The organism is Haladaptatus cibarius D43 (assembly GCF_000710615.1).
Lineage (GTDB): Archaea > Halobacteriota > Halobacteria > Halobacteriales > Haladaptataceae > Haladaptatus > Haladaptatus cibarius.
On record NZ_JDTH01000001.1, the window covers coordinates 633328 to 654721 of the forward strand.

Annotated in this window: 24 protein-coding genes and 1 tRNA gene; 9 read left to right on the forward strand and 16 right to left on the reverse strand. The window is 59.3% G+C overall.

What is annotated here, in order from left to right:
* Positions 1-28: 28 nt before the first annotated feature.
* Positions 29-511, reverse strand: a complete 483-nt coding sequence (locus HL45_RS03310) for a hypothetical protein (protein WP_049969675.1) — start codon at positions 509-511, stop codon at positions 29-31.
* A gap of 79 nt (positions 512-590) precedes the next feature.
* On the reverse strand, positions 591-1853 hold the full coding sequence (gene lysA, locus HL45_RS03315) for a diaminopimelate decarboxylase (RefSeq protein WP_049969676.1): 1263 nt from the start codon (positions 1851-1853) through the stop codon (positions 591-593).
* An 87-nt stretch (positions 1854-1940) separates the two neighbouring features.
* Between lysA and HL45_RS03320 the strand changes: the two genes are divergently transcribed.
* Entirely contained in the window at positions 1941-2825 is an 885-nt protein-coding gene (locus HL45_RS03320) for a DMT family transporter (protein WP_049969677.1), read from the forward strand.
* A gap of 27 nt (positions 2826-2852) precedes the next feature.
* Here the strand turns inward: HL45_RS03320 and HL45_RS03325 are convergent, their stop codons facing one another.
* Genes HL45_RS03325 through HL45_RS21065 form a run of 3 tightly spaced genes read right to left on the reverse strand, consistent with a single transcriptional unit; the run spans position 2853 to position 5209 of the window.
* On the reverse strand, positions 2853-3335 hold the full coding sequence (locus tag HL45_RS03325; RefSeq protein WP_049969678.1) for a hypothetical protein: 483 nt from the start codon (positions 3333-3335) through the stop codon (positions 2853-2855).
* Positions 3336-3351: 16 nt separating this feature from the next.
* Positions 3352-5073 (reverse strand): sodium/proline symporter, encoded by a 1722-nt coding sequence (locus HL45_RS03330; protein WP_049969679.1) that lies wholly within the window; start codon positions 5071-5073, stop codon positions 3352-3354.
* Positions 5066-5209 (reverse strand): hypothetical protein, encoded by a 144-nt coding sequence (locus HL45_RS21065; RefSeq protein ID WP_162833839.1) that lies wholly within the window; start codon positions 5207-5209, stop codon positions 5066-5068. Before HL45_RS21065 ends, HL45_RS03330 begins: the two co-directional genes overlap by 8 nt.
* A gap of 124 nt (positions 5210-5333) precedes the next feature.
* Between HL45_RS21065 and HL45_RS03335 the strand changes: the two genes are divergently transcribed.
* On the forward strand, positions 5334-6188 hold the full coding sequence (locus HL45_RS03335) for a serine hydrolase (RefSeq protein WP_049969680.1): 855 nt from the start codon (positions 5334-5336) through the stop codon (positions 6186-6188).
* Here the strand turns inward: HL45_RS03335 and HL45_RS03340 are convergent.
* Both HL45_RS03340 and HL45_RS03345 read right to left on the reverse strand, forming a co-directional pair.
* Entirely contained in the window at positions 6181-7161 is a 981-nt protein-coding gene (locus tag HL45_RS03340) for a C40 family peptidase (RefSeq protein WP_049969681.1), read from the reverse strand. The two genes, HL45_RS03335 and HL45_RS03340, sit on opposite strands and share 8 nt — an antisense overlap.
* A gap of 38 nt (positions 7162-7199) precedes the next feature.
* A complete protein-coding gene (locus HL45_RS03345; protein ID WP_049969682.1) occupies positions 7200-7607 on the reverse strand; it encodes a desampylase in 408 nt (135 codons plus the stop codon).
* An 86-nt stretch (positions 7608-7693) separates the two neighbouring features.
* On the opposite strand from HL45_RS03345, the gene HL45_RS03350 reads away from it, so the two are divergent.
* From HL45_RS03350 to HL45_RS03370, 5 genes are all read left to right on the forward strand, one after another.
* Positions 7694-7778: transfer RNA gene (locus HL45_RS03350), tRNA-Leu, on the forward strand.
* 295 nt (positions 7779-8073) lie between these two features.
* Entirely contained in the window at positions 8074-9540 is a 1467-nt protein-coding gene (locus tag HL45_RS03355; protein ID WP_049969683.1) for a hypothetical protein, read from the forward strand.
* Between the two features lie 249 nt (positions 9541-9789).
* A complete protein-coding gene (locus tag HL45_RS03360) occupies positions 9790-10713 on the forward strand; it encodes a DUF7504 family protein (RefSeq protein ID WP_049969684.1) in 924 nt (307 codons plus the stop codon).
* Positions 10714-10735: 22 nt separating this feature from the next.
* Positions 10736-12850 carry a caspase family protein gene (locus HL45_RS03365; protein ID WP_049969685.1) on the forward strand — a complete coding sequence of 705 codons (2115 nt, stop codon included), beginning with the start codon at positions 10736-10738 and terminating at the stop codon, positions 12848-12850.
* A gap of 32 nt (positions 12851-12882) precedes the next feature.
* A complete protein-coding gene (locus HL45_RS03370) occupies positions 12883-13347 on the forward strand; it encodes a DUF5813 family protein (RefSeq protein ID WP_049969686.1) in 465 nt (154 codons plus the stop codon).
* A gap of 117 nt (positions 13348-13464) precedes the next feature.
* Here HL45_RS03370 and HL45_RS03375 read toward each other — a convergent pair whose 3' ends face one another.
* Together HL45_RS03375 and HL45_RS03380 are read right to left on the reverse strand one after the other, a co-directional pair.
* Entirely contained in the window at positions 13465-13695 is a 231-nt protein-coding gene (locus tag HL45_RS03375; RefSeq protein WP_049969687.1) for an Lrp/AsnC family transcriptional regulator, read from the reverse strand.
* A gap of 1 nt (position 13696) precedes the next feature.
* On the reverse strand, positions 13697-14386 hold the full coding sequence (locus HL45_RS03380; protein ID WP_049969688.1) for a potassium channel family protein: 690 nt from the start codon (positions 14384-14386) through the stop codon (positions 13697-13699).
* A 115-nt stretch (positions 14387-14501) separates the two neighbouring features.
* On the opposite strand from HL45_RS03380, the gene HL45_RS03385 reads away from it, so the two are divergent.
* Positions 14502-14732, forward strand: a complete 231-nt coding sequence (locus HL45_RS03385; RefSeq protein WP_049969689.1) for an Lrp/AsnC ligand binding domain-containing protein — start codon at positions 14502-14504, stop codon at positions 14730-14732.
* A gap of 27 nt (positions 14733-14759) precedes the next feature.
* On the opposite strand, the gene pdhA is transcribed toward HL45_RS03385, so the two are convergent.
* The 3 genes from pdhA to HL45_RS03400 form a co-directional block, all read right to left on the reverse strand.
* Positions 14760-15806, reverse strand: a complete 1047-nt coding sequence (gene pdhA, locus HL45_RS03390) for a pyruvate dehydrogenase (acetyl-transferring) E1 component subunit alpha (RefSeq protein ID WP_049970074.1) — start codon at positions 15804-15806, stop codon at positions 14760-14762.
* Positions 15807-16243: 437 nt separating this feature from the next.
* A complete protein-coding gene (locus tag HL45_RS03395) occupies positions 16244-16561 on the reverse strand; it encodes a cupin domain-containing protein (protein WP_049969690.1) in 318 nt (105 codons plus the stop codon).
* Positions 16562-16585: 24 nt separating this feature from the next.
* Positions 16586-16933: a hypothetical protein gene (locus HL45_RS03400; RefSeq protein ID WP_233274674.1), complete on the reverse strand. Its 348-nt coding sequence runs from the start codon at positions 16931-16933 to the stop codon at positions 16586-16588.
* 30 nt (positions 16934-16963) lie between these two features.
* Between HL45_RS03400 and HL45_RS03405 the strand changes: the two genes are divergently transcribed.
* Positions 16964-17635 carry an MBL fold metallo-hydrolase gene (locus tag HL45_RS03405; protein ID WP_049969692.1) on the forward strand — a complete coding sequence of 224 codons (672 nt, stop codon included), beginning with the start codon at positions 16964-16966 and terminating at the stop codon, positions 17633-17635.
* Positions 17636-17962: 327 nt separating this feature from the next.
* Here HL45_RS03405 and HL45_RS03410 read toward each other — a convergent pair whose 3' ends face one another.
* The 4 genes from HL45_RS03410 to pyrG all read right to left on the reverse strand — a co-directional run bounded on the left by HL45_RS03410 (position 17963) and on the right by pyrG (position 21354).
* Entirely contained in the window at positions 17963-18364 is a 402-nt protein-coding gene (locus HL45_RS03410) for a GNAT family N-acetyltransferase (protein ID WP_049969693.1), read from the reverse strand.
* A gap of 79 nt (positions 18365-18443) precedes the next feature.
* Positions 18444-18767 carry a DUF7126 family protein gene (locus HL45_RS03415; RefSeq protein WP_049969694.1) on the reverse strand — a complete coding sequence of 108 codons (324 nt, stop codon included), beginning with the start codon at positions 18765-18767 and terminating at the stop codon, positions 18444-18446.
* Positions 18764-19681, reverse strand: a complete 918-nt coding sequence (gene guaA, locus HL45_RS03420) for a glutamine-hydrolyzing GMP synthase (protein ID WP_049969695.1) — start codon at positions 19679-19681, stop codon at positions 18764-18766. Before guaA ends, HL45_RS03415 begins: the two co-directional genes overlap by 4 nt.
* Complete coding sequence (gene pyrG / locus HL45_RS03425) at positions 19681-21354, reverse strand: glutamine hydrolyzing CTP synthase (protein ID WP_049969696.1); 1674 nt, start codon at positions 21352-21354, stop codon at positions 19681-19683. The genes guaA and pyrG overlap by 1 nt, the downstream gene beginning before the upstream one ends.
* Positions 21355-21394: the final 40 nt, after the last annotated feature.

The following is a 21394-nucleotide window of genomic DNA, read 5'->3' on the forward strand; positions in this document are numbered from 1 at the left end:
CAAATAAGACAGCCCTTTTATACTAGGGTTATCTGATCAGAACAGTAATCTGTACGCTGTCCTGTAAATTTGATGTATTTTCACCGGTTGCAAGATACCCTGTCAAGGTGTGCGTTCCCGGTTCGGGTCGCCACTCGTCGCCGTCGATTCCGGAACGACGAATCTGCCCGTCCCACGTTCCCTCGAACTGACGGATACCCCGTCGCGGAAAGGCGACTCGCCGCGACTTTTCTGGCGGTTCGAAGCGTCGTTCGTCGGCGTCCGGAATGCCATCAACGTCCCATCCCCAGAGCCGACTCGTCGGCAGGCGCACGCCGAGCGGAATCGGCGCACGATTTCGAATACGGAGGACGAACTTCGCAGACTCTCCGGCGACGATTTCCCGCGGCGCGCGCAGTTCGACCGAAAGGCACCGCAACGCAATCGGGTTCGGAACCAATCCGGCGACCCAACTGCCCCCGCTTTCGGTACCACCCGCAGGGTCGGGCGACAACACGTCTGCCGGTTTCATGGTCTGGTCACCGAACCGACAACCCAAATGTCTTTCTCACGATGGAATTCGATTTTGCAGTCCATTCGAAATTTATCGTTCACAGCCCATCCGGAATTCGGTCACGGCCGAGTACGTCTTCACACGTTTCGCGTTTTCGCAGGCAGTCGTGCGCCCCATCGCTTCGAACCAGCACGACCGGCGGTTTCGGTTCCGCGTTGGTATGACTCGCACTGCCGAGGGAGTACGCGCCGATTCTGTCCACCGCGACGAGGTCGCCGGGACCGAGTTCGGGAAGCGCCACGTCCTCGCTTATCACGTCGCCAGTGTAGCAGAGCGGGCCAGCGACGTGATATTTTTGCGTCGGTTTGCGGTCTTTCAGGGCGTACACCGGGTACGGCCAGTAGGAGGAAACGGCGTTCGTCCCGCCGTCCAGCACCGCAAAATCGGCGTATGGCGTCTCCTTTACGACGCCGACCGTGGCGAGGTAGGTTCCGGCGTTGCCGACGAGTCTGCGCCCCGGTTCCACGAACAGCGTCGGTTCCCGAAGACCGAGGTCGGCGCAGGTCGTGCGAACCGTCTCAGCCATGTGCTCCACGATATCTTCGGTGGCCGGAACGTCCTCGTCGTATGGAACCGGAAAGCCGCCGCCAAGGTCGAGTACGTCGATTTCGACGCCCAACTCGTCGCGGATTTGGCCTGCAAAGCCGAGCATTTCGCGGGCGGCGATCCCGTATGGTTCGACGCCGCGAATCTGACTGCCGACGTGTAACTGCACGCCAGCGAGGGAAACGGCATCGGATTCCACAGCCGTCTCCGCAACTGCCATCGCTCGCCCGCTTTCGATGTCCAGTCCGAACTTGCTCTCTCGGGTCGCCGTCGCCACCCCGGGATGCGTCGGCACCTCCATCGCGGGGTTGCCGCGAATCAGCACGTCGGGTTTCGTGTCGGTTGCATTCGCCGCCACGATGATTTTCTCCAACTCCGCGGCGTTGTCCACGAGCAGGTGCGAGACACCCCACGAAAGCGCGCGTTCGATGTCCTCCGGCGCACGGTTCATTCCCGTGAGAAGCACGTCTTCGGCGTCGAATCCTGCCTGCTGAGTCGCCGTCAGTTCGCATCTCGCGTAGGCTTCCGCCTTACATCCGGCATCTCGAAGCACCGAGAGAATCCCGAGGTTGTAGTTGGCTTTCACCGCGAAGTGGACTTCCGAATCGGGGTAGTGGTCGTCCAGTGCTTTCCGGAGCGTTTCGTAGTTCGCTCGCAGGTCGTCCTCGAAAAAGGCGTACAGCGGCGACCCGAATTTTGAAACGAGGTCGTCGGCGTGTCTGCGCAGTCGCTCTCTTCGGGTGGCTACGTCCATGCCACGAAATTCCCCAGAGGGCGAATAACGATTCACCCTCCCATACTAGGGACAGAAATTTACCACGAGGGCGACACCCTCCGCATAATGTCACGCGCCGGTGCGCTCGCGCCGCTCACCGCCGCCGCGCTGTGGGGCGGCATGTACGTCGTGAGCAAGTGGGGATTCGAGGTGATTCCGCCCGTGACGCTGGCGTTTCTGCGCGTCGCTCTCGGCGGCCTGACGCTTTTCGTGGTGGTTCGACTGACGATACCAACCCGAAAATTTTCGTGGGATGATTGGAAACGATTCGGAATTCTTGGCGGTTGGGTCGCGCTCACCCTCGTGACCCAGTTCGTCGGCACTGACCTGACCACCGCGAGCCAAGGCTCACTGCTGACCGTTCTCACACCCGTTTTTACGGTTCTGCTCGGCGTCAGCGTTCTCGGCGAATCATTTTCCGCGCGAAAGGGCGCGGGAATGGTGTTGGCAGTCGTCGGAACCGTCGTCGTCCTCACTGGGCAGTACGACTTTTCGACAATCGGTGATGGGAACCTCCTCGGCGTTCTCGCTCTGTTCGCCGCGAGTTTCGGGTGGGCGGGCTACACCGTGTGGGGGAAACCGCTCGTCAGAACCTATTCGGCCCTCGAAACCGCGACCTACTCCACGCTCGTATCGATTCCGCTGGTCGGCGTTCTCGTTCCACTCGAACTCGCAACTGCCTCTCCCTCCTTCGACGCGAGCCTAACCCTCCCAATCGTCGCGGCGGTGCTGTATCTCGGCGTGTTCAGCACCGCGGCGGCGTGGTTTCTCTGGTATCGCGGACTGGAAGAATTGGATGCGGGCGTCGTTGCTGTCTTCTTTTTCGCGCAACCAGTGGTGGGTGCGGTACTCAGCGCGCTCTTCCTCTCGGAGTCGCTCGCCCCGTCATTTCTCGCAGGTGGGGCGGTGATGGCGCTCGGCGTCTGGGTCGTGAGTACTGCGGGAGAGTAATCGAGAATCGAATCGCGTCGATTCGGGTCAGTCCGCCAGCGGGTCTTCGGTTCCGCGAACGCTGTCCACGATAACGTCTCCCTCCGGACGCTCGACCAACCAAAACAGTTTGTAGGCATCCACGTCTCGAACGAACTCGATGTTCGGCGTATCGTTGAGTGAGTAGCGCCGGAGCGTCCACTGGAGGACGGACTCCCGCGCTTTCGCCCGCGACTGTTCCGGGGAGAGTTCCGTCGGGAGCACCAGCACGTCCTCGATTTCCATTTCTTCCGCGTCCGGCACGCCATCCGCGCGAACCACCAACCTGCGGGAACGGTCAACGCTGGCGACGAACCGGTCGGTTCGGGCGCTCATGAACGGGCGCTTGATGGTCACTTCGGCTTCGTATACTCGGTATGGGTACGCAACCGCACCGACCCGTCCGGTTCCGGCCTCTTCGCGCGAAACCGACGGCGGGATGACCGCGAGTTCCGCGCGTTCTCGCCGTTTTCCAACCAGTTTACTCGTCATTGCTCACAATTTCCAGTCATTTCTCATTATTCCAATAGCCGGATTCCCCGACGTGGGCGCGGATGTTGTCCGCTTCGGTGATTGCTTTCGGCGACACGTCTCGCCCACCGTCAGTCACGTAACTCGGTGTCCCACTTCCAGGTTCGCTCGTCACCGCGGACAGCGGCTTGTCGAATATGTCGAAGTGGTCTTCGACACCGGACGGCGGTTTCGTCACAAGAGAGACGGAAATCAGCGTAATCACCGAGAGGATGAACGCTGGGAATAGGCCGTAGACACCGACAAGACTGTAGAGGAACGGCGAGGATTCCGTCGGCATCAGCGTGAGATTGTTAACGAACGGTAGCAATCCGAGAATGTCGGCAATGATTGGAAGAATGACGCTGAGTTGCGTCCAGATGACCATCGTCGTTGCACCGACAATCATACTCGCCACTGAACCCTTCGCTGTGACGCGCTTCCACCACAACGCCGCGATGAGTGTCGGCCCGATTGCCGCGCCTAAACCACCCCACGCATAATCGAGGACGAGGGTGTAAATCGGCGTGTCCTTGGCGAGGTACGCGAAGGCGATGCTTGCGGCACCGAGTCCGAGCGTGACGTAGCGCGAGTAGCGAACGAGTTGTTGTTCGGTCGCCTGCTTGTTCAGGAAGCCGTGGTACACGTCCTCCACGACGGCGCTCGTGGCGACGAGCAGTTGCGAGTCGGCGCTGGACATCATCGCCGCCAGTGCCGCCGCGAGGACGATTCCGGCAATGGCTCCGGGCAGGAGGTTGAGCGTCAATCGCGGCATGGCGTTGTCGGCGTTTGCGAGGTCACCCTGTCCGAAGATGACGATGGCGTACAGTCCAACGAGGGCCGCGCCGATGTACGCGACGAACATGAACAGTTGGGCGACCATCGCCGCGAGACGGACGTTTTTCACTCGGTCGATGCCCATGAACCGCACCATGATGTGCGGGTTGCCGGGAACACCCAGACCGATTGCGGCGTAGCTGATGATGCCGAAAATCGCCGCCCAGCCGGTTGCGCCAGCGGTGATGCTGGTCAGCGACGCCCCGCCATCGACGTTTGCGAGGTCACCGAACGGCAGTCCGTAGGTCGTGAACGCGATGACGGGGAGGATGATGAACGCGGCGAGGATAATTGCTCCTTGGAAGTAGTCCGACCATGCGACGGCGAAGTAGCCGCCGAGCATAGTGTAGCCGACGACGATGACGCCACCGACGACGATGCCGACCCACGGTTCGACGCCAGTGAGAACCTGCAACAGCGTTCCGGCGGCGACGATTTGGGCACCGACGTAGCCTCCTTCGAACAGCATCAACACGATTGCCGAGACGCCTTTTACCATGCCCGACGTGTCACCCAAGCGAGTGGCGAAGAAGGTCGGGAGCGTCACCGATTTCACGATTTCCGTGTATTTCCGGAGTCGTTTTGCCAGTCCTGCCCACGCGAGCAAATCCGCCGGAATCATTCCGAGTCCGTTCAAAAACGCCATGATTCCCGTGTTGAAGGCGTCCGCGGGAACACCGAGCGTGAGCCAACCGCTCATTTCGGACGCTCGTTCGGAGAACCCGGTGACGACCGGGCCGATTTGACGCCCGCCGATGACGTAATCGCCGACGGAATCCATCATTGTCGACGCCCACAGCCCGATTCCGATGAGGACGAGCAGATACGCGCCGAAGGTTCCGAGCACCCAGATGCCTGCCTGTCCTGCGATTCCGTCAGGCATGAGTGTCCTCCTCGTACTCCTCACGCAGGCGCTTTTCGCGCCTGCCTTCGAGGACGTAGTACGCGATTAGCATCACGAAAAAAACTACGTATGGTACGACCAATCCCACCCAGTCGAGTGTGCTCATCCCTGCCATACCGGTACAGACTAACAAACGAAAAATAAGCGTTTTGGCATTCACGACCGACCGTAACAAAACTATTTGTAGGAAGACCGGACAAAACTGCCGATATGCAGACGACAGTAGGGTGTCGGTGACGATGCGCCCGACGACACCGACACTCGAATCCCGCGACGAACTGGGGAAGTACGTCGAGTGCTACGCCGACCGAATCGACGGCGAACTCGGTGTCTTCCTCGGGTTTCCCTACGGCCCAGACGAGTTCGACACTGTCTACACCCGAAACGCCCGCCGGGCGTTTCGGAGCGCGAGCGTGGTGAAAATTCTCATCTTATACGCGCTGTACGAACGATACGACGGCCGACTCGACTCTCTCGCGGAATCGTGCCCACTCGCCCCGGAAAACAGGGTCGGCGGAAGCGGTATCTTGCATCTTCTCGACGCCACGCCGACAATCGAGGAGTTAGCTCGCGCGATGATTGCCACCAGCGACAACGCCGCGACGAACCAACTCATCGACCACCTCTCCATGACGACGATCAACGATTCTGCGGCGAAACTCGGCATGAAGCACACGCGACTGGCCCGGAAGATGATGACGACACTGGAAGCGACCGATTTCGAGGAGTCGGAAATCCACGTCCCGGAGGACGAACCCGCCAACGTCACGTCTCCCGTCGATTGCGCCCGGTTTTTCGCCGACATCGGATGCGAGGCGACTCTTTCCGCGAACGCCTACGAACGACTGTGCGTTCCACTTTCTGCCCAGAAAGACACCTCGATGGTTCCGCGGTATCTCCCCTACGAAACCGAAATCATGCACAAAACCGGGTGGCTCCCAACCGCCGCGCTCGACGCCGGTTTGTTGTCGGTTCCGGACGAAGGAACCCCGCCGCTCGTCTTCTCCGTCTTCGTTGATTCCGTTTCACACGGTGCCGACGCCGCGGACGCAATCGCGGAAATCGGCGACGCAGTGTTTTCGTGGCTCAGATGAGCCGTCGCGCGAGTTCGAACTTTTCGTCCAAATCCGCGAGATAGTCGTCGTGGTCACTGTCGAAACTGTTGATGACCACCGCGTCGTCGCCGCCATAGGCGTGGATGTACTCGTCGCCGCCGAGACTGATGGCGACGTGGCCGGGGAAAAACAGCAGGTCACCCGGCAGGAGTTCGCCGCGAGAAACCGTCTCCCCCATGGCCCGCTGTTGGTCGGCATCACGGGGAAGGGAGATTCCGTTAACTTGGTACGAAATCCACGCCAATCCCGAGCAGTCGATTCCGTCCGTCGTCATCCCGCCCCAGTCGTACTCCGTGCCGAAGAACTGCCGTGCGATTTCGACGACTGCCTCGCCGGTCGGATTTTTGGGCGAGTGGCGAACCGCCCGGTCGGGTTCCAACTCGGATTTGGATTCGAAATCGGAGCGCGCGATGGTCGAACCCGTTCGAAAAACGATTTCTTCTCCGTCGATTCGACACTCCGTTCCGGCGTATATCGGGTGTGCTAGTTCATCGGGGCAGATTTCGTGGGCCAGAGTCGCGTCCGTAGTGTCTGCCTGCGGCGAGGTGAGAACCCCTGCTTCGACCCATCCGAGATAGTCGTCCGGCGTTCGAATCCGAATCCAATCGCCGTCGCGGTCGAACGCGGCCACCGATGCTCCGTAGAGCACCTGCGTGACCTGTTCTACCTCGGCGTCCGAATCACTGCGGACGGGCGCGACCGCAACCTGGATTGTTTGCTCCGCTCGCTCGTCAGCGAGAACCGATAGCTCGCTCGTTACCGGCCTGCCGGTTGCCTGTTCGACTGCCAATTTCGCGTGCGTTTCGAGTTCGTGCGTCGAGACGGTTCCTCGCAGCAGGAGTTCGCCGTCTTCGGATTCGACTGCCGCGTCGAACACGGCGACTCGCGAATCGGGAGCGTGTCTCGTCCGACAGCGTTGCAGTGCCAGTCGAGCGCGCTGGTAATCGTCCATGCGCTTTCCTCCTCGGAGAGCGGTGAAAATCCTATCGCCTATTCGAGGTGGACGATTTCGGGGTCGAACGCCTCCCCCCTCCAGCGCCACGACCCGACGAAGGGGTACGCCCCGTTCAGAGAGACGATGACGTAGGCGTAGCCGTCCCACGTCGCGTCCGCGGCATCGGTTTCGCTCGGATGGTCTGGCCCTTCCGGATGGGAGTGGTAAAATCCGACGACGTCCTGCCCGCGGTCTTCTATCTTTTCCATTATCTCCAGTTGTTCTTCCGGATGAATTTCGTAGTTCGTCTCCGGCGTCTCCGCGACGTTTTCGGCCTGAAACGTGTCTTCGACTGTGGTCGGACTGCCCTGCGTTCCGGCGAGAATACCGCAAATTTCGGCAGGACGACCCCGGCGTGCGCGACTCACGAGCGTGTCGTACACTTCGCGCGAGAGGACGAGCATGCACCGTGGTTCATCTTCAGAGTGCATAAGCGAGGAGGCCGGTCAACCGAAACCCACTTGGATAGGAAGGGGCAATCGACTGACGGGCGAGGGTTGCCAAGCCAGGCCAACGGCGGTGGGCTTAAGACCCGCTCGCGTAGGCGTCCATGGGTTCGAATCCCATCCCTCGCATGCACTGACGAACGAAGTGAGGAAGTGCGAGAAAGGGATTCGAATTAGACCGAGGTTCTGCGTGAAACGTAGGTTCTCGGGCGTAGTTCGAATCCCATCCCTTGCATTCTCCGTAATTACTCAACCAGGGCTTTCACCACACTTCCTCAACGACGGTTGAATATATTACAAATTACCAGTTAATATATTTTATATACGTAGTTCTTTCTGAAGTCCTCCCATCCCTGAATCAATATTTTCACGAATTTCCCAGTGGCCGATAGCTTTAATCAGGAGTTATGAGTTAAATTATCTAATGAAAAAGAACAATCGCGTGAAACATCAAAACCAGTTTTTCGTATGCGACTCGACGTTTCAGCCGGAGCCGCCGACCGGGTTTTCTCACGCCGAATTTACTGACGAACTGGACATCTATCACTCCGAAATGCTTCCGGTTCAGCGGGCGTCGGAGGGCGGTAACGAACTCGCAGTTATCGGCGATGCAGTTATTCCGAACGGGCCGACAGTTCGGAAGTGGATACAAGATACTGCCAACAAATCACTACACGAAGTGCTTCGACGATCGCAGGCACTCACGGGTCGGTACGTTCTTCTCTACTCCGACGGGGATTCGGCGACTGTTGTTCCGGACGCTCTCGCGCACAAATCCGTCTACTACCACACCGATTCTCGGTTGGTCACCACCTCGCTGAAACTGCTATTCGATTCGGTCGATGTCGACCAGCAGAAACATTCGGACACCGTGGCGTTCATGAACTCGTCGCAGTTCAAAAACAACGAAAACGCGTTCATCGGCGACAAAACGCTCTTTCAGGATGTTCGGTGCGTTCTCCCGAACCACGTTCTCGATATGGATGCGATGGAGCCGTCGCGGCGACCGCTTTTCGCACCTGACCACGACCGAACGCCGGCGGAGTACATCGCGGACAGCATCTCGGCGTCGATGCAGTCGTTTAACGACAAGTTCCACCTGCTAACGCCGATTACGGCGGGACAGGATTCTCGGACGATACTCGCCTGTTCGAAGGACATCGTTCGGGATATCACGTGGTACACGTTTTCCGACTGGTCTTCGGGCGAACATCCCGACGTGAAAATCCCGAAGCGAATCGCTGCGGAACAGGATTTCGACTATTCGATTCATCATCCGCGCGACCTCGAAGACGACTTCCGAAATGCACTTTCGGAGTATCTCTGCTGGACGCGGAACCTGCCGAAAACGAAGCACGTCCAGTTTTTCTACAACAACTACGACGTAGAAAAACACGTCTACGTGACCGGAAACGGTCCAATATACAAGCGCAACTACGAGTCGCCGGAGAACGGCGCGAACATGGTCGAACACTGCTGTGAAATGCTTCAGTATCCGGGTAACGAATACGTCGAGCGCGAAATCGAGGAGTGGCTACCCGGTGCGACAGAGTACGCGAACGACAACGACGTTTCGCTGATGAACCTCCTTTATTGGGAACAGAGAATGGGTCGATGGGGCGCGCTGGCACCCCGTGAAAAGGACATTGCTATCAGGGGTGTGTCTCCGTTTTCGAACTACAACCTGTTGTTGACGGCGCTGAGCGTCGATTCGTCGAGGCTCAGCGCTCCCGACCACGACTTGATACGCAGCGTTATCGAGACGAAATGGCCGGAACTGGAGAAATACACCGTCAATCCGAGCAAAAACCCACTTAAGGCGAAAATCGCCAGTAGCGCGCCGTATCCCGTCGAGCGATTCCTCCGCTACGTCAATGCCAGAATGAACTAACCGGTCGGATACTGCGAGTAGTTCGAATACGACTTTTACTCGATTGACCTGTCTCTCCTTTCGTACAATGTCCCTGCCAATAATGGGATGAATTTGTCTTGTCTGGTGGTGAGGACGACTGCTTCGTGTTCAAACGATACCAACGTAAAAACAACATCTCGTCCGTATTTCATTTCCGAATTGTATGAATGAATGTCAAATAAATGACGATGGGTTTTTGACTGTCCGTTGCAGAGTGTTACAAAGTATATGAATGAGGACGGTTCCCCCGACGAGCGAGGTGTCCATCGCGTCCAGCACGACCTTGCTGGCCCGCAGTCGATTAGCACGACTGTTACGGTGGCCGTCGCGGACGTTGCGGGTGTCGAACCAGCCGAAATCCCCGAGCAGTTGTACGACGTTATCGACCCGGAAGCCCTCGACAAACTGTTCAAATCCCGTGACGACGGCACGCCACGACGGGGTGGCCGACTGTCGTTTTCGCTTTACGGCCATCACGTGACGGTTCGCGGCGATGGGTCAATTACGGTACAAGCCGGACTCGCCCGCATCAAACAACTTGGCGGAAACTTGCTCGTCGTCGGGTCGGTTCCGGACTCCGTCATCGACACGGCAAGTACGCCCCTCCTCGGCGAAACGAAGCGCGACCGAACGCGACTGTTCGCCCTCCACGACCGAAGCATCTCGACGGCCCGTAGTCGGCTTTCGATGGCCGGATCTATCGGCGAAAACGCTCACATCGTGAACTATCACACGGATTCGCGCTCGGCGGCGGCCGACGATTCGGTTCGAATCGGCCCCGAAATCGAGCGCGTCGATGGAGACCTGGACGCGTTCCGCGACGAAATCGTCGCCACAATTCGCCGACTCGACGCGGAGCGCGGCGGGTTCGAACCCGCGGAACTCAGATTCTGTTTCGACACGCTCCGTCCGTTGGCGGAATCCTACGACGATGCGCTGGTTGATGCCTTCCTCGGCCCGATTTGCGAGGCAGTAAAGGACGTTTCCGGTATGGCTCACTACATCCTTCCGATAGAGTACGATTCGCCCCCAGTTCGTGCCATCGCTTCGAAGTTCGACGCCATCGTTGAGCTTCGGGCGGGCGACTCCGGCCCAGAACAGCGCTGGCACCTTCGGGAAACGGGCTACACCACAGAATGGTTCGACATTTGAACAGAGCCGACTACCGACAACGATGAGCGAGGTATCCGTCACCGACGTTGCAGGCGAGGGCGTCACTCCACAGTTTCGACTCCGCGACGACCTCCCCGGACTCACCGTTATCGACCCGCTCGAACGAAATCAGTTCCAGATAGAAACGTCTCGTCCGGTCGAGCCACGGGCGGTTCCGGTTTCCGCATTTCACGCACCGGTCGGCGTCGTCACCAGCATCACGACCGCACGGATTCGGTTTTCCGCGCTCCTCGGGGCATACATCCGAACCACCGACAACGAATTGGTGTGTGCAGTAGACCACGAGACGAACGCGACGCTTCCGAACGCCGAGTATTACATCGAACTCACAACGCCTGTGAAGACGTATTTGCGCGTCGAGTCCGCCATCGACATCGACACGTCGAACGAGCGACTCGACCTCTCGTTCGGCGGCGAAACCACCGTCGAAATCGGGTCGCGCTCGCGTCACACTCACCCCGGCGGAACCGTGACGACGACGACAGACCCGAAAGACGTGATGGCCGCCGTCTCGTCGTTTGGGTCGGCGCTGAAAACGACGAGTCCGGAACGGTCGTTCCCGACGCTTCGCGGTCATCCCCCGGCGGTCGAGTTCGGCGACGAACTGCACGTTCCGGACGAACTGCAACCGCCCGAAACGGGAATCAGAATCGAAGTGCCGCCGAAGTTCGAATTCATCTTTCCAATCGCGCCGTTGTCGTACTACCTCGGTGCGACCGTCGTTCCCGGAGAGCATCCCCGAATCGTGACGAAATCCACGACCATCCCGCTCGACCATCCGGAACGCGGCTTCGAGGGGGAAATCGAACGCGTGTTGAAACAGACGTTCTTTCTCGACTGCGTGACTCGAACCGAGGGGCTCTATCGAATCGATCTCCACGAACGAGAACAGATCGAACCGCTGGTTGACCTCGATTTTTCAGTCCTCTACGACATGCCCATTGCGGAACGACTCGAAGCGTACCTCGACGTGCCATTCGCCACACTGTCCGGATTGCTTCCGACGTGGCGGTTGGCAATTCACGTCACCGCAGAACCGGAAAATAGTACGCACCTTCCGTATGTCATCAGGGATATTCCACTCGTGCGGATGGCAAACGGCATTCGAGAAAACGATGACACCGTGGAGACGGTCGGTAGCATTCGGGATTTCGCACGCACGGTCGAATCAGATACAAATCGACCGGTCGGTCGCGCCCCAACAGAACGGTACGTCACGCCGCCGAATATCGACACCACCGAACGGGCATGGCTCGGTGAAGGTGCGCCGGTCGGCGGCAACAAACTCCTTCCGAAAGGGTTCGAGCATCGACTCGACAAAGAACACTCGACGGAGGACATCAGTATCGCCATCGTCTGCAACGACCCGAAGATGCAGGCCGAATACGAAGATGACCTGTACGGCAACCGTGAGGAACTCCCCTTCGACGTGCAAACGTATCGAAACTGCTCGACTGCCGAACTCCACGAACTGCTTCGTTCTCGGACGGACTTTTTCCACTACATCGGCCACGTCGAAGACGGGTCGTTCGTCTGCTCCGATGGGACGCTCGACCCGTCGGACATCCCGCACGTCGGCGTGGATATGTTCCTCTTGAACGCCTGTCGGTCGTATGTGCCCGGAAAGCGCCTCATCGAAGCGGGAAGCATCGGTGGCATCGTCACCTACAGCGAAGTTGGAAACGCCGGGGCGACAGTCGTCGGGCGGACGGTTGGCCGTCTCCTCAACACTGGATTCCCGCTCCGGTCTGCGCTCTCTATCGCCCGCGAACAACGACTCGTCGGGAATCAGTACGTCGTCGTCGGCGACGGGGGCATCGAAATCGTCCAAGCCGACAGCGGTGTTCCGCTCATCCACTTCGTGGAATCGCTCGATGATGGACGCTATCGGGTTCGTTCGCGTTCGCACCCGGCAAACGGGCGGTCGATGGGTGGAACCATTCTGCCGTTCATCGACGGTGTCCAGACGCATTTCCTCTCAGGTGGTGACATCCCAACGGTGACTCTCACGGCGGACGAACTGCGAGCGTACTTCGGCCTCGAAGAGGCGCCAGTCGTCTACGACGGCACCCTCCGCTGGACATCGGAAATCGATGTCGCCCGAGACTTCTCGTAACGCCCTTCCGTCCGCCGACCCTACTCCGGGCAATGACGCAGACGAGCATCGAACGTGCGTTTAATTTACACGATGGATTCGAGCAAAACGGCCCGGGAACGTACGTCGTGACGACGACACCGTTCGACGGAATCGTTCGACTAGCAGACGAAACCGTTTCGGTGACGGTTCGAACGCCGATGCTCTCGGCAGTGGTCGAGAGCGAATCGGTCGCCGACGTGGTCGAAGACGGCTGGTTCGAAACGCTCGAACTGCGACTCGAAGACGCACACACCGTCGCGTCCACGGACGACATCACGTCGCCGGTAATCGAGCGCGAGGGCGACGAAGCCGTACTCTCGCTGGATTTTTCGGGTTATCCGGACAAGGCGGCTGACGACGCGATGGCCGTCGTCGATTTCGTCGAAGGGACGTGGGTGCAAGGCATTATTCCCGGCTACGAGTACGGTGACCCTGCGGCGGGGCTGCTGTCACAGGCACGCCAGAGCCACGAATAGAAAATCGAATAAGGCAAGCGAGTGGCGAAGAAACGCGCGAAGGCGTTCCCCGGACGCCTTCGCGCGTTCATTTTCCTCACTGTTTTTGGTTCTTCTCACTCTCTTGACTGTTCAACCTTAGTCCATCGAGATGTACGTCTGTGTATCCTCGACGCCCTGAATCCCTTGAATCCCGTCGGCGGAAATCGTCTTGACCTCGGCGGGGTTTTCGACCTGCACCTTCACGATGAGGTCTACGTCCCCGGCGACGATGTGGGCGTCTTCCACGCCGTCGATGCCGAGGATTGCGTTCTTCAGTCGGTCTGCCTCTCCCGTGTTCGCTTTGACCATGATGTATGCGGCGACCATCTTAGACACCTCCTGCTTCCACGGTTGCTCGACCGCCATCTCCGACGAGAATCCTTCGCACGTCCTCTAACACGGCGAAATCGGCGAGAACTGCGATTCTATCCCCCTGTTCGAGCGAATCGTCGGGAAGCGGGATCCCCATCGTCTCGCCCTTCTTTCCGAACGCGAGGATGCGCGAGTTGGCGGGAAGTTCCAGTTCGCTGATGGAGTAGCCCCGCATGGGTGATTCTTTCGTGATGGTGAGTTCGACCACTTGCAAGTTCTGGGCGATGTCGGCAATCGCGCGGATGTTGCCGCCGAGGAGGGCGTTTTTCGCCCCGATTGCGCCGAGGCGTTCGGGGTAGATGACCTCGTCCACGTCGCTTGCGAACTTCCGGTAGATGTCTTCTCGGTAATCTTCGTCGATGCGGAGGACGGTTCGACAGCCGTGGTGCTTGCCGACCATGCAGGCCGCGAAGTTGACGTTCAAGTCGCCGGTCAATCCGCCGACGGCGTCGGCGGATTCGAGGTCTGCCTGTTCGAGCACCGATTCGCGCGACCCGTCCCCTTCGACAACCTCGAAGCCGTCGTTTCGTGCGCGCTTTGCCTTGTTCGCGTCGTACTCCACGAGAACCAGGTCGTGGCCCTCTTCGCGGAGAACGCGGGCGGTTCGCAGGCCGACGCGACCTGCACCAATGATAACGAATCGCATGGCACACTGTACGACAGTGGGGTTAAATAACCTTTCTCCGGTGGTGGAATCGGGAAACGAGAATCGAGTGAGCGGCGGGCAAAGGTTTTTCTCGCATGGTAGAGTATCACACACCATGGTTCACGCATTTATCATGGTCAACACCGCTGCAGGAAAGTCCCAAGGACTACTGGATTCGGTGCGGGACTTGGACAGCGTCGGGGAAGCCCACATCGTTGCAGGAGATTACGACATCGTGGTGGAAGTGGACGCGGAGGAAGTGTACAACGTGCTTCAAACCTCTTCGTCGGACATTCAGGGGTTGGATGGCGTCGTGGATACGAAAACGTACATCGCAATCGACTGAGCGAATTTTCCCGGTACGATTCACCTCTCAGTGGTCAAGTTCGTACACGTCGTTCGTTTCGAGGAACGAGTCTAACCAGCCTTTCTGCTTGCGCAGTCGCGGCGGCACGTCGGCGTACACTCTGTCGAACACGTCGTGTGGGTCGGGGTCTTCGACGGATTCGGCTTCTTCGACTGCCTCTTCTAGCGTTTCGTCGGCTTCGTCGTGGGCTTCCTCCACGAACTCGTCGTCGATAACGTCCTGCTCTTTGAGCCACGATTCGTAGCGTTCCAGTGGGTCGGCTTTCCGCCACTCGGGCAGGTCACGCTCTTGGTCTTCGTACTTGCTCGGGTCGTCGCTTGTCGTGTGGGCTCCCTGTCGGTAGGTCAGGCTCTCGACCAGGACGGGCTTTCCTTCCCGTGCCGAATCGAGCGCCTCGGCGACCGCTTCGCGCACAGCGAGCGGGTCGTTGCCGTCCACCTGTACGCCCTCGAATCCGTAGGCTTCGGCTTTCACCGCGATGCTCTCGCTCGCGGTCTGTTTGTGTCGTGGGAGGCTGATTGCCCAGTTGTTGTTCTCACAGAAGAAGACGACCGGCGCGTCGAAAACGCCCGCGAAGTTCATCCCTTCGTGGAAGTCGCCCTCGCTGGTTGCCCCGTCACCGAAGTAACAGAGCACTGCATTCTCCTCTGCGCGGTAGTTCATCCCCATGCCGACGCCCGCCGCATGGGGAATCTGGGTGGCGATGGGAACCGCCTGCGGGAAGTTCGGCACGTCGTGGTCGGAGTTGTACTCGGGTCGTCCCAGTCGGAACAGGAGAATGTCGCTTATCGGGACGCCGCGCGCGGCCTGCATCGCGTTCGAGCGATAGGTCGGAAAGAGCCAGTCGTCGTCTTCCATCGCCAGCGCGGCACCGACCTGCGAGCCTTCCTGCCCGCGGTACGGCGGCCAACTGCTCATCCAGCCCCGGCGCTGGAGTGCGATTGCGCGCTCGTCAAATCGTCGGGCGAGAACCATCTGTTTAAACGTCTCGCGGGCATCTTCGGCGGAAAAGGGCGTCTCGGCCAGTTCCCGCTCTCCGATGATTCGGTTCATGCCCCCGGCAATGTAGTCCGGTTTCAAAGCCGTTCCGAAAGCGGTTACCGAGAATCGTGGGATTGTGTGTCGTTGGAGAAAAGTTCAACCGAGAGGGAACTGCCGAGGCCCGTTTTGAAAGTAAAATCCTACAGTTTCGAACAGGAAGCCGAAATGATTGTCTTCTGTATCTCTCTGATACAGTACGTTGGTTTCGTGTTCGATACAGGCAAATCGGTCACAAGAATGTGAACGTTTCAGTTACTAGGCGCAATGGACGGCCAAACCAGCTGGCGGGCGAGTGCACCGCACTCGCCCGCCAAGTGAGTGGACGAGACTGTCTTTGGCTGTCGAAAAGCCGAGTTTCCACGAAAACGGCAGGTCGGACTTAGATTGGGAGGCCGGACATGGACGGATGAACGAGCATACCCAACATGCGCGAACACTGCCGTCAGCGTTCACGGAAGCGGGCAGAGACTCGCCGTGAAAATCACAGTTTCGTCCGTCTCGTTCCGCGCGCCGTGAATCACGCTGCGCTCGTGGAGGACGACGCCGGGGGCCGAGACGACTTCCTCCGAATCGTCCTGAATCACGGTCACGTCGCCCTCCAAGATGTGGAAAACGTTCGTGCTATCGCCGTGTTCGTGGGCCGAGAGTTCCGCGTCGGGGCCGAGGGCGAAGGCCTTCACGAGTACGTCGTCGGTGACGACCAGTTCGGCGGTTTGGACTTCCTCGTCGTCGGGATACAAGTCGAGGTCTGCGTAGCGGTCGAACATACCGGGAAAACGGCGGGTTGGGACTTAATTCGACTGGTCGGTGGCGGTGCGGTCGGCGTCATCGCTGATTTCTTCGCGGTCTTCCTCTCGATAATCGGCGTGGTCGGTGATGAACCCTGATTTGAACCCAATCCAGCCAATGACGCTGATGAACAAGATTGGCGGGAGAATGGCGAAGCCCCAGAGCGGTTCCATCCCCCACCAGAGGATTAGGGCGAGGTTGAGCAGTCCGAGAATGAGAAACGGCGCGATGGCTTTCGCCGCACGTTTTCTATCTACCTCGTCCGATCTGTCCAGCAGTGACGAACCCATATCCAATGCTCGGCGTCCCACGACCAAAAACTGTCCGTTCGCTTCGTCTCCTCGCCCCACGCTCAAGTGACTCCCCGTCGTACCGCCCCCATGGCGACCGAACTCGCGGACGGCCTCTGGTGGTTCGACCTCGGACGCGTGAACGCTTTCCTCGCGGACGACGACGGCGACCTGACGCTCGTAGACGCCGGAACGCCGTTCGACAGCGGCGACATCGCCCGCGGTGTCAACGAAGCGGGATACAGCGTGAACGACATCGACCGCGTGCTGGTGACGCACTACGATTTCGACCACGTCGGCGCGCTCTCCCGACTTGCCAGCGAAGCGCCCGTTTTCGTCGGCAAGGCGGACGCGCCGATTCTCTCCGGAACAGAAACGCCCGACTGGCAAAACCACAAAGGTGCATTCCAGCGCGCGGCGGGGTCGCTGGTTTCCGCGCCCGAAAACGACATTCGACCGGTCGAAGACGAGAACGAAATCGGGAGTTTCACGGCCTACACCACGCCGGGGCACTCTCCCGGCCACGTCGTGTACGTCAGCGAAAAACTCGATGCCGCCTTCTTCGGGGATTTGGTGATGGAGAGCCACGGGAAACTGAAACCCTCGTCGTGGGCTATGAGCTACGACACCGACGACGTGCGCGACAGCATCGTTTCGCTGGCGGAACGCGCCCCCGACTTCGAAGTCGCGGGAATGGGCCACGGGGTGCCTTTCATTCGTGACGGAAGCGAGCGACTGCGGGAGTTGGCCAAAATGTTGTGATAGACGGGAAAACCAACCGTTACAGCAACTCAACCAAACACCACGGCGCGTGCGCCAGCAGGTCCGAGGACTCGTCGTCCGAGGGCCTGTGGTGAAGTCGCGCGAGGGATGAGTATCGCAACGACTGTAGGGAGTGAGAAACGCAGTCGATTGGGGAGGCATATGGGCGGGTGCGGAGGCGGTGTTTGGAGTCGGGAATTGTAGACAGCAACTCAGCAACTTCTACAGCTACAGCCACCCCCGTAAATATGGACAGCAACTCGAAAATTCCTCAGAGTAACGGTCACAAAATTACCCTCCTGACTACCCATTAACTCCCAAGTCGTTTCACATTCGCTGGTACATCCCGCGCGAAACAGGCGCAGTGTACTCGAAGCCGAACTGCTCGTAAAATCCCTCCACGTCCGCCATGAGGTTGACATAGGCACCCTCGGGCGCGTTCTCGTCCAAATACGCCATCAGTCGCTCCATCATCCGCGAACCAAGCCCTTGTCGTTGGTGGTCGGGATGTACCGCCATATCGCCGATTTGGTACACCGAACCGCCGTCGCCGATAATCCGGGCCATGCCGACGACTTCACCAGTCTCATCAACCACCGTCACGCCGAACACGGAGTTCGGCAACCCCTGTTCGACTGCCTTCCTGCTTCGGGATGCCATGTCGGCGGCTTCACGCAGGGCGATGAACTCCTCGACTGTCGGCAGTTCGTCACGAACGTCGTAGGTCATACAAAATCGTTCCGCGGGCAGGTGATTAGGGCTTCCTGTTCCGGCCGTTTTCCTTCTCGTTCTCCTTTTTGTCTTCTCTCTACGCCGTCAACTCTTCTGCGACCGCGTCCACCGTCAGCAGGTTCGGGTCAACGATGAGGTCGGCCTGACTGCGGGCGAACTCCGGAATGCTGTTTTCGTCGTAGACCACGACCCGAATCTTCGGGTTCACGTCCTTCGCAACCGCGATTGCGGTGGCCTGTCCGACGTCGGTGAGGACGAATAGGTCTGCGTCGTGGATGCCTGCGTCTTCCATTGCAGGCCGGGAGGCGACACCTTCCACGTCGGTCGTTTCGACGTCCTGCGATTTCAGTGCTGTTCCGAGTCCACCTTCATCCGGGCCTGCGATAACTGCGCGCATCATTCGTATTCGATGGTCGCCGGAGGTTTATGTGTCACGTCGTAGACGACGCGGGCGACGTTCTCGTTCTGTCCCGTGATGCGCGACTGGATTCGCTGGAGCGTCTCCCAGTCGAGTTCCTGCGCTCTGGCGGTCATGCCGTCGCGCGATTCGACCGACCGAACCGCGACAATCCAGCCGTGAACGCGGTTGTCGCCTTTCACGCCGGTTCCTTTCCCGACGACGGCGGCGAACGCCTGCCACGGGTCGTACTCTTCGAGTTCTTCTTCGACGACGTGGCACGCTTCGCGGGCGACTTGGGCCTTCTCGCGCGTCACTTCGCCGATGACGCGAACTGCGAGCCCGGGGCCGGGGAAGGGCATGCGTTCCGCGACGATGTCTTCCAGTCCGAGGGCGCGCGCAACGTCGCGCACCTCGTCCTTGTAGAGGTCACGAACCGGTTCTACGATGCCGTCGAAATCCACGACATCCGGCAGGCCGCCGACGTTGTGGTGGGATTTGATGCCACCCTCGCTCTCGATTCGGTCGGGGTAAATCGTCCCCTGCACGAGGTAGTCCGCGTCCGTCTCCTTCGCTTCGCGCTCGAACTCCCGGATGAACTGTTCGCCGATGACGGCGCGCTTCTCTTCGGGGTCGATGACGCCCGACAGCGCGTCCAAGAATCGGTCTTCGGCTTCCACGACCTCCAACGAACTCATGTAGGCGAACGTCTCTCGAATCTGCGCGGTTTCGCCTTTCCGCATCAGGCCGGTATCGACGTAGACGGGCGTGAGTTGGTCGCCGATAGCTTTGTACGCCAGTGCGGCGGCGACGGACGAATCCACGCCGCCCGACAGCGCGATGATGGCGTGCGAGTCGCCGACTTCCTCTCGAATCTCCGCGACTGCTTCCTCGATGAATTTTCCGGTTTCGACCATTATGCTTCGACCTCCTCGCGTTCTTCCGCGTCCGAAGTTTTGCTTCCGTTTGCTTTCTCTTCGAGCACTCCGTCTAGCAGACCAACGAACGGTGGACTGGCCCTGTCAGGCCGGGAACGGAACTCGGGGTGGAACTGCGTCCCGAAGAAGTACGGATGGTCGTCCAGTTCGAGGATTTCCATCCGGTTGCCTGCGTGTCCGGAGAAGACCATCGGTTCGCCGTCGAAATCCTCGAAATACTCGGGATTTACCTCATAGCGGTGGCGGTGGCGCTCCGTGCAACTCGTGTCGCCGTACACCTCCTGAGCAAGCGTGTCCGATTCGATGTCGGTTTCGTGCGCGCCGAGACGCATCGTCCCGCCCATATCCTCGATTTCGTACTGTTCGGGCAGGATGTCGATGACGGGGTGTGGCGTGTCGTCGTCACTTTCCGCGGAGTTCGCACCCTCCAGTCCGAGGACGTTCCGGGCGTACTCCACGACGGCCATCTGGAAGCCGAGACAGAGGCCGAGGAACGGAACGTCGTTCTCGCGGGCGTAGCGAATGGCCTCGATTTTACCCTCGGTTCCGCGACTGCCAAATCCGCCGGGGACGACGATTCCGTCGGCCTCTTTGAGTCGCTCCTCGTGGTCGTCGTCCATCTCGTCGGAATCGACCCACAGGACGTTCACGTCAACGTTTTTCTCCAGTCCGGCGTGCTTCAGCGCCTCGTGGATGGACATGTAGGCGTCTTCGAGCGCGTACTTACCGACGAGCGCAATATCGACCTCGCCCTCGGTTTCCTGCGTGACGAGTTCGCGCCACGCCGTGCTTCGTTCCTCGCTGGAAACCGCTCGGTCGGTCAGGTCGAGTTCCTGCATGACGTAGTCGTCCAAGCCTTCTTCCTCGACAACCAGCGGGACGTGGTAGATGTCCTCCACGTCCGGATTCGAGAACACGGCGTCGGTCGGCACGTCGCAAAAGAGCGCGATTTTCTCCTTCGTTTCCTCGTCCAATCCGTCGTCACAGCGTCCGACCAGTACGTCGGGTTGAAGGCCGATACTTCGCAGTTCCTTCACGCTGTGTTGGGTCGGTTTCGTCTTCTGCTCGCCGTTTTTCGAGTACGGAACGAGCGTGACGTGTGTCAGCAGGAAGTCGTCTTCGTCCTGTTCCGTGGCGAACTGGCGCAGGGCTTCGAGGAACGGCATGCTCTCGATGTCGCCCACGGTGCCGCCCACTTCGACGATACACACGTCGTGGCCTTCGGCGGCCTCGCGGATTCGGCGCTTGATTTCGTCCGTGATGTGCGGAATGATCTGGACGGTTTTTCCGAGGTAGTCGCCCGCGCGTTCCTTCTCGATGACGTGCTTGTACGCTTTTCCGGTGGTGACGTTGTGGTCGAACGTCATGTCGATGTCGAGGAATCGCTCGTAGTTGCCCAAATCGAGGTCAACCTCGCCACCGTCTTTCAGGACGTACACTTCTCCGTGCTGGTAGGGATTCATCGTCCCCGCGTCCACGTTCAGATACGGGTCGATTTTTACGGCGGTCACGTCGAACCCGGCGTTTGCGAGCAGTCGGCCAGTGCTCGCGGCGGTGATGCCTTTGCCAAGTCCGGACATGACGCCCCCTGTGACGAAAATGAACTTCTCCCCCATCTCGGGGTCGTAGCCTGTCTCGGGGTCAGTCGGCATACTGATGTTCCGCAATCGTTCGTCAAAACGATTTCGGAGA

What these genes read in the sequence shown, in the direction of transcription:
- HL45_RS03310 (WP_049969675.1), bottom strand. Translation starts at nt 511, where the DNA reads ATGAAACCGGCAGACGTGTTGTCGCCCGACCCTGCGGGTGGTACCGAA.
- lysA (WP_049969676.1), bottom strand. Translation starts at nt 1,853, where the DNA reads ATGGACGTAGCCACCCGAAGAGAGCGACTGCGCAGACACGCCGACGAC.
- HL45_RS03320 (WP_049969677.1), top strand. Translation starts at nt 1,941, where the DNA reads ATGTCACGCGCCGGTGCGCTCGCGCCGCTCACCGCCGCCGCGCTGTGG.
- HL45_RS03325 (WP_049969678.1), bottom strand. Translation starts at nt 3,335, where the DNA reads ATGACGAGTAAACTGGTTGGAAAACGGCGAGAACGCGCGGAACTCGCG.
- HL45_RS03330 (WP_049969679.1), bottom strand. Translation starts at nt 5,073, where the DNA reads ATGCCTGACGGAATCGCAGGACAGGCAGGCATCTGGGTGCTCGGAACC.
- HL45_RS21065 (WP_162833839.1), bottom strand. Translation starts at nt 5,209, where the DNA reads ATGGCAGGGATGAGCACACTCGACTGGGTGGGATTGGTCGTACCATAC.
- HL45_RS03335 (WP_049969680.1), top strand. Translation starts at nt 5,334, where the DNA reads ATGCGCCCGACGACACCGACACTCGAATCCCGCGACGAACTGGGGAAG.
- HL45_RS03340 (WP_049969681.1), bottom strand. Translation starts at nt 7,161, where the DNA reads ATGGACGATTACCAGCGCGCTCGACTGGCACTGCAACGCTGTCGGACG.
- HL45_RS03345 (WP_049969682.1), bottom strand. Translation starts at nt 7,607, where the DNA reads ATGCTCGTCCTCTCGCGCGAAGTGTACGACACGCTCGTGAGTCGCGCA.
- HL45_RS03355 (WP_049969683.1), top strand. Translation starts at nt 8,074, where the DNA reads ATGAAAAAGAACAATCGCGTGAAACATCAAAACCAGTTTTTCGTATGC.
- HL45_RS03360 (WP_049969684.1), top strand. Translation starts at nt 9,790, where the DNA reads ATGAATGAGGACGGTTCCCCCGACGAGCGAGGTGTCCATCGCGTCCAG.
- HL45_RS03365 (WP_049969685.1), top strand. Translation starts at nt 10,736, where the DNA reads ATGAGCGAGGTATCCGTCACCGACGTTGCAGGCGAGGGCGTCACTCCA.
- HL45_RS03370 (WP_049969686.1), top strand. Translation starts at nt 12,883, where the DNA reads ATGACGCAGACGAGCATCGAACGTGCGTTTAATTTACACGATGGATTC.
- HL45_RS03375 (WP_049969687.1), bottom strand. Translation starts at nt 13,695, where the DNA reads ATGGTCGCCGCATACATCATGGTCAAAGCGAACACGGGAGAGGCAGAC.
- HL45_RS03380 (WP_049969688.1), bottom strand. Translation starts at nt 14,386, where the DNA reads ATGCGATTCGTTATCATTGGTGCAGGTCGCGTCGGCCTGCGAACCGCC.
- HL45_RS03385 (WP_049969689.1), top strand. Translation starts at nt 14,502, where the DNA reads ATGGTTCACGCATTTATCATGGTCAACACCGCTGCAGGAAAGTCCCAA.
- pdhA (WP_049970074.1), bottom strand. Translation starts at nt 15,806, where the DNA reads ATGAACCGAATCATCGGAGAGCGGGAACTGGCCGAGACGCCCTTTTCC.
- HL45_RS03395 (WP_049969690.1), bottom strand. Translation starts at nt 16,561, where the DNA reads ATGTTCGACCGCTACGCAGACCTCGACTTGTATCCCGACGACGAGGAA.
- HL45_RS03405 (WP_049969692.1), top strand. Translation starts at nt 16,964, where the DNA reads ATGGCGACCGAACTCGCGGACGGCCTCTGGTGGTTCGACCTCGGACGC.
- HL45_RS03410 (WP_049969693.1), bottom strand. Translation starts at nt 18,364, where the DNA reads ATGACCTACGACGTTCGTGACGAACTGCCGACAGTCGAGGAGTTCATC.
- HL45_RS03415 (WP_049969694.1), bottom strand. Translation starts at nt 18,767, where the DNA reads ATGATGCGCGCAGTTATCGCAGGCCCGGATGAAGGTGGACTCGGAACA.
- guaA (WP_049969695.1), bottom strand. Translation starts at nt 19,681, where the DNA reads ATGGTCGAAACCGGAAAATTCATCGAGGAAGCAGTCGCGGAGATTCGA.
- pyrG (WP_049969696.1), bottom strand. Translation starts at nt 21,354, where the DNA reads ATGCCGACTGACCCCGAGACAGGCTACGACCCCGAGATGGGGGAGAAG.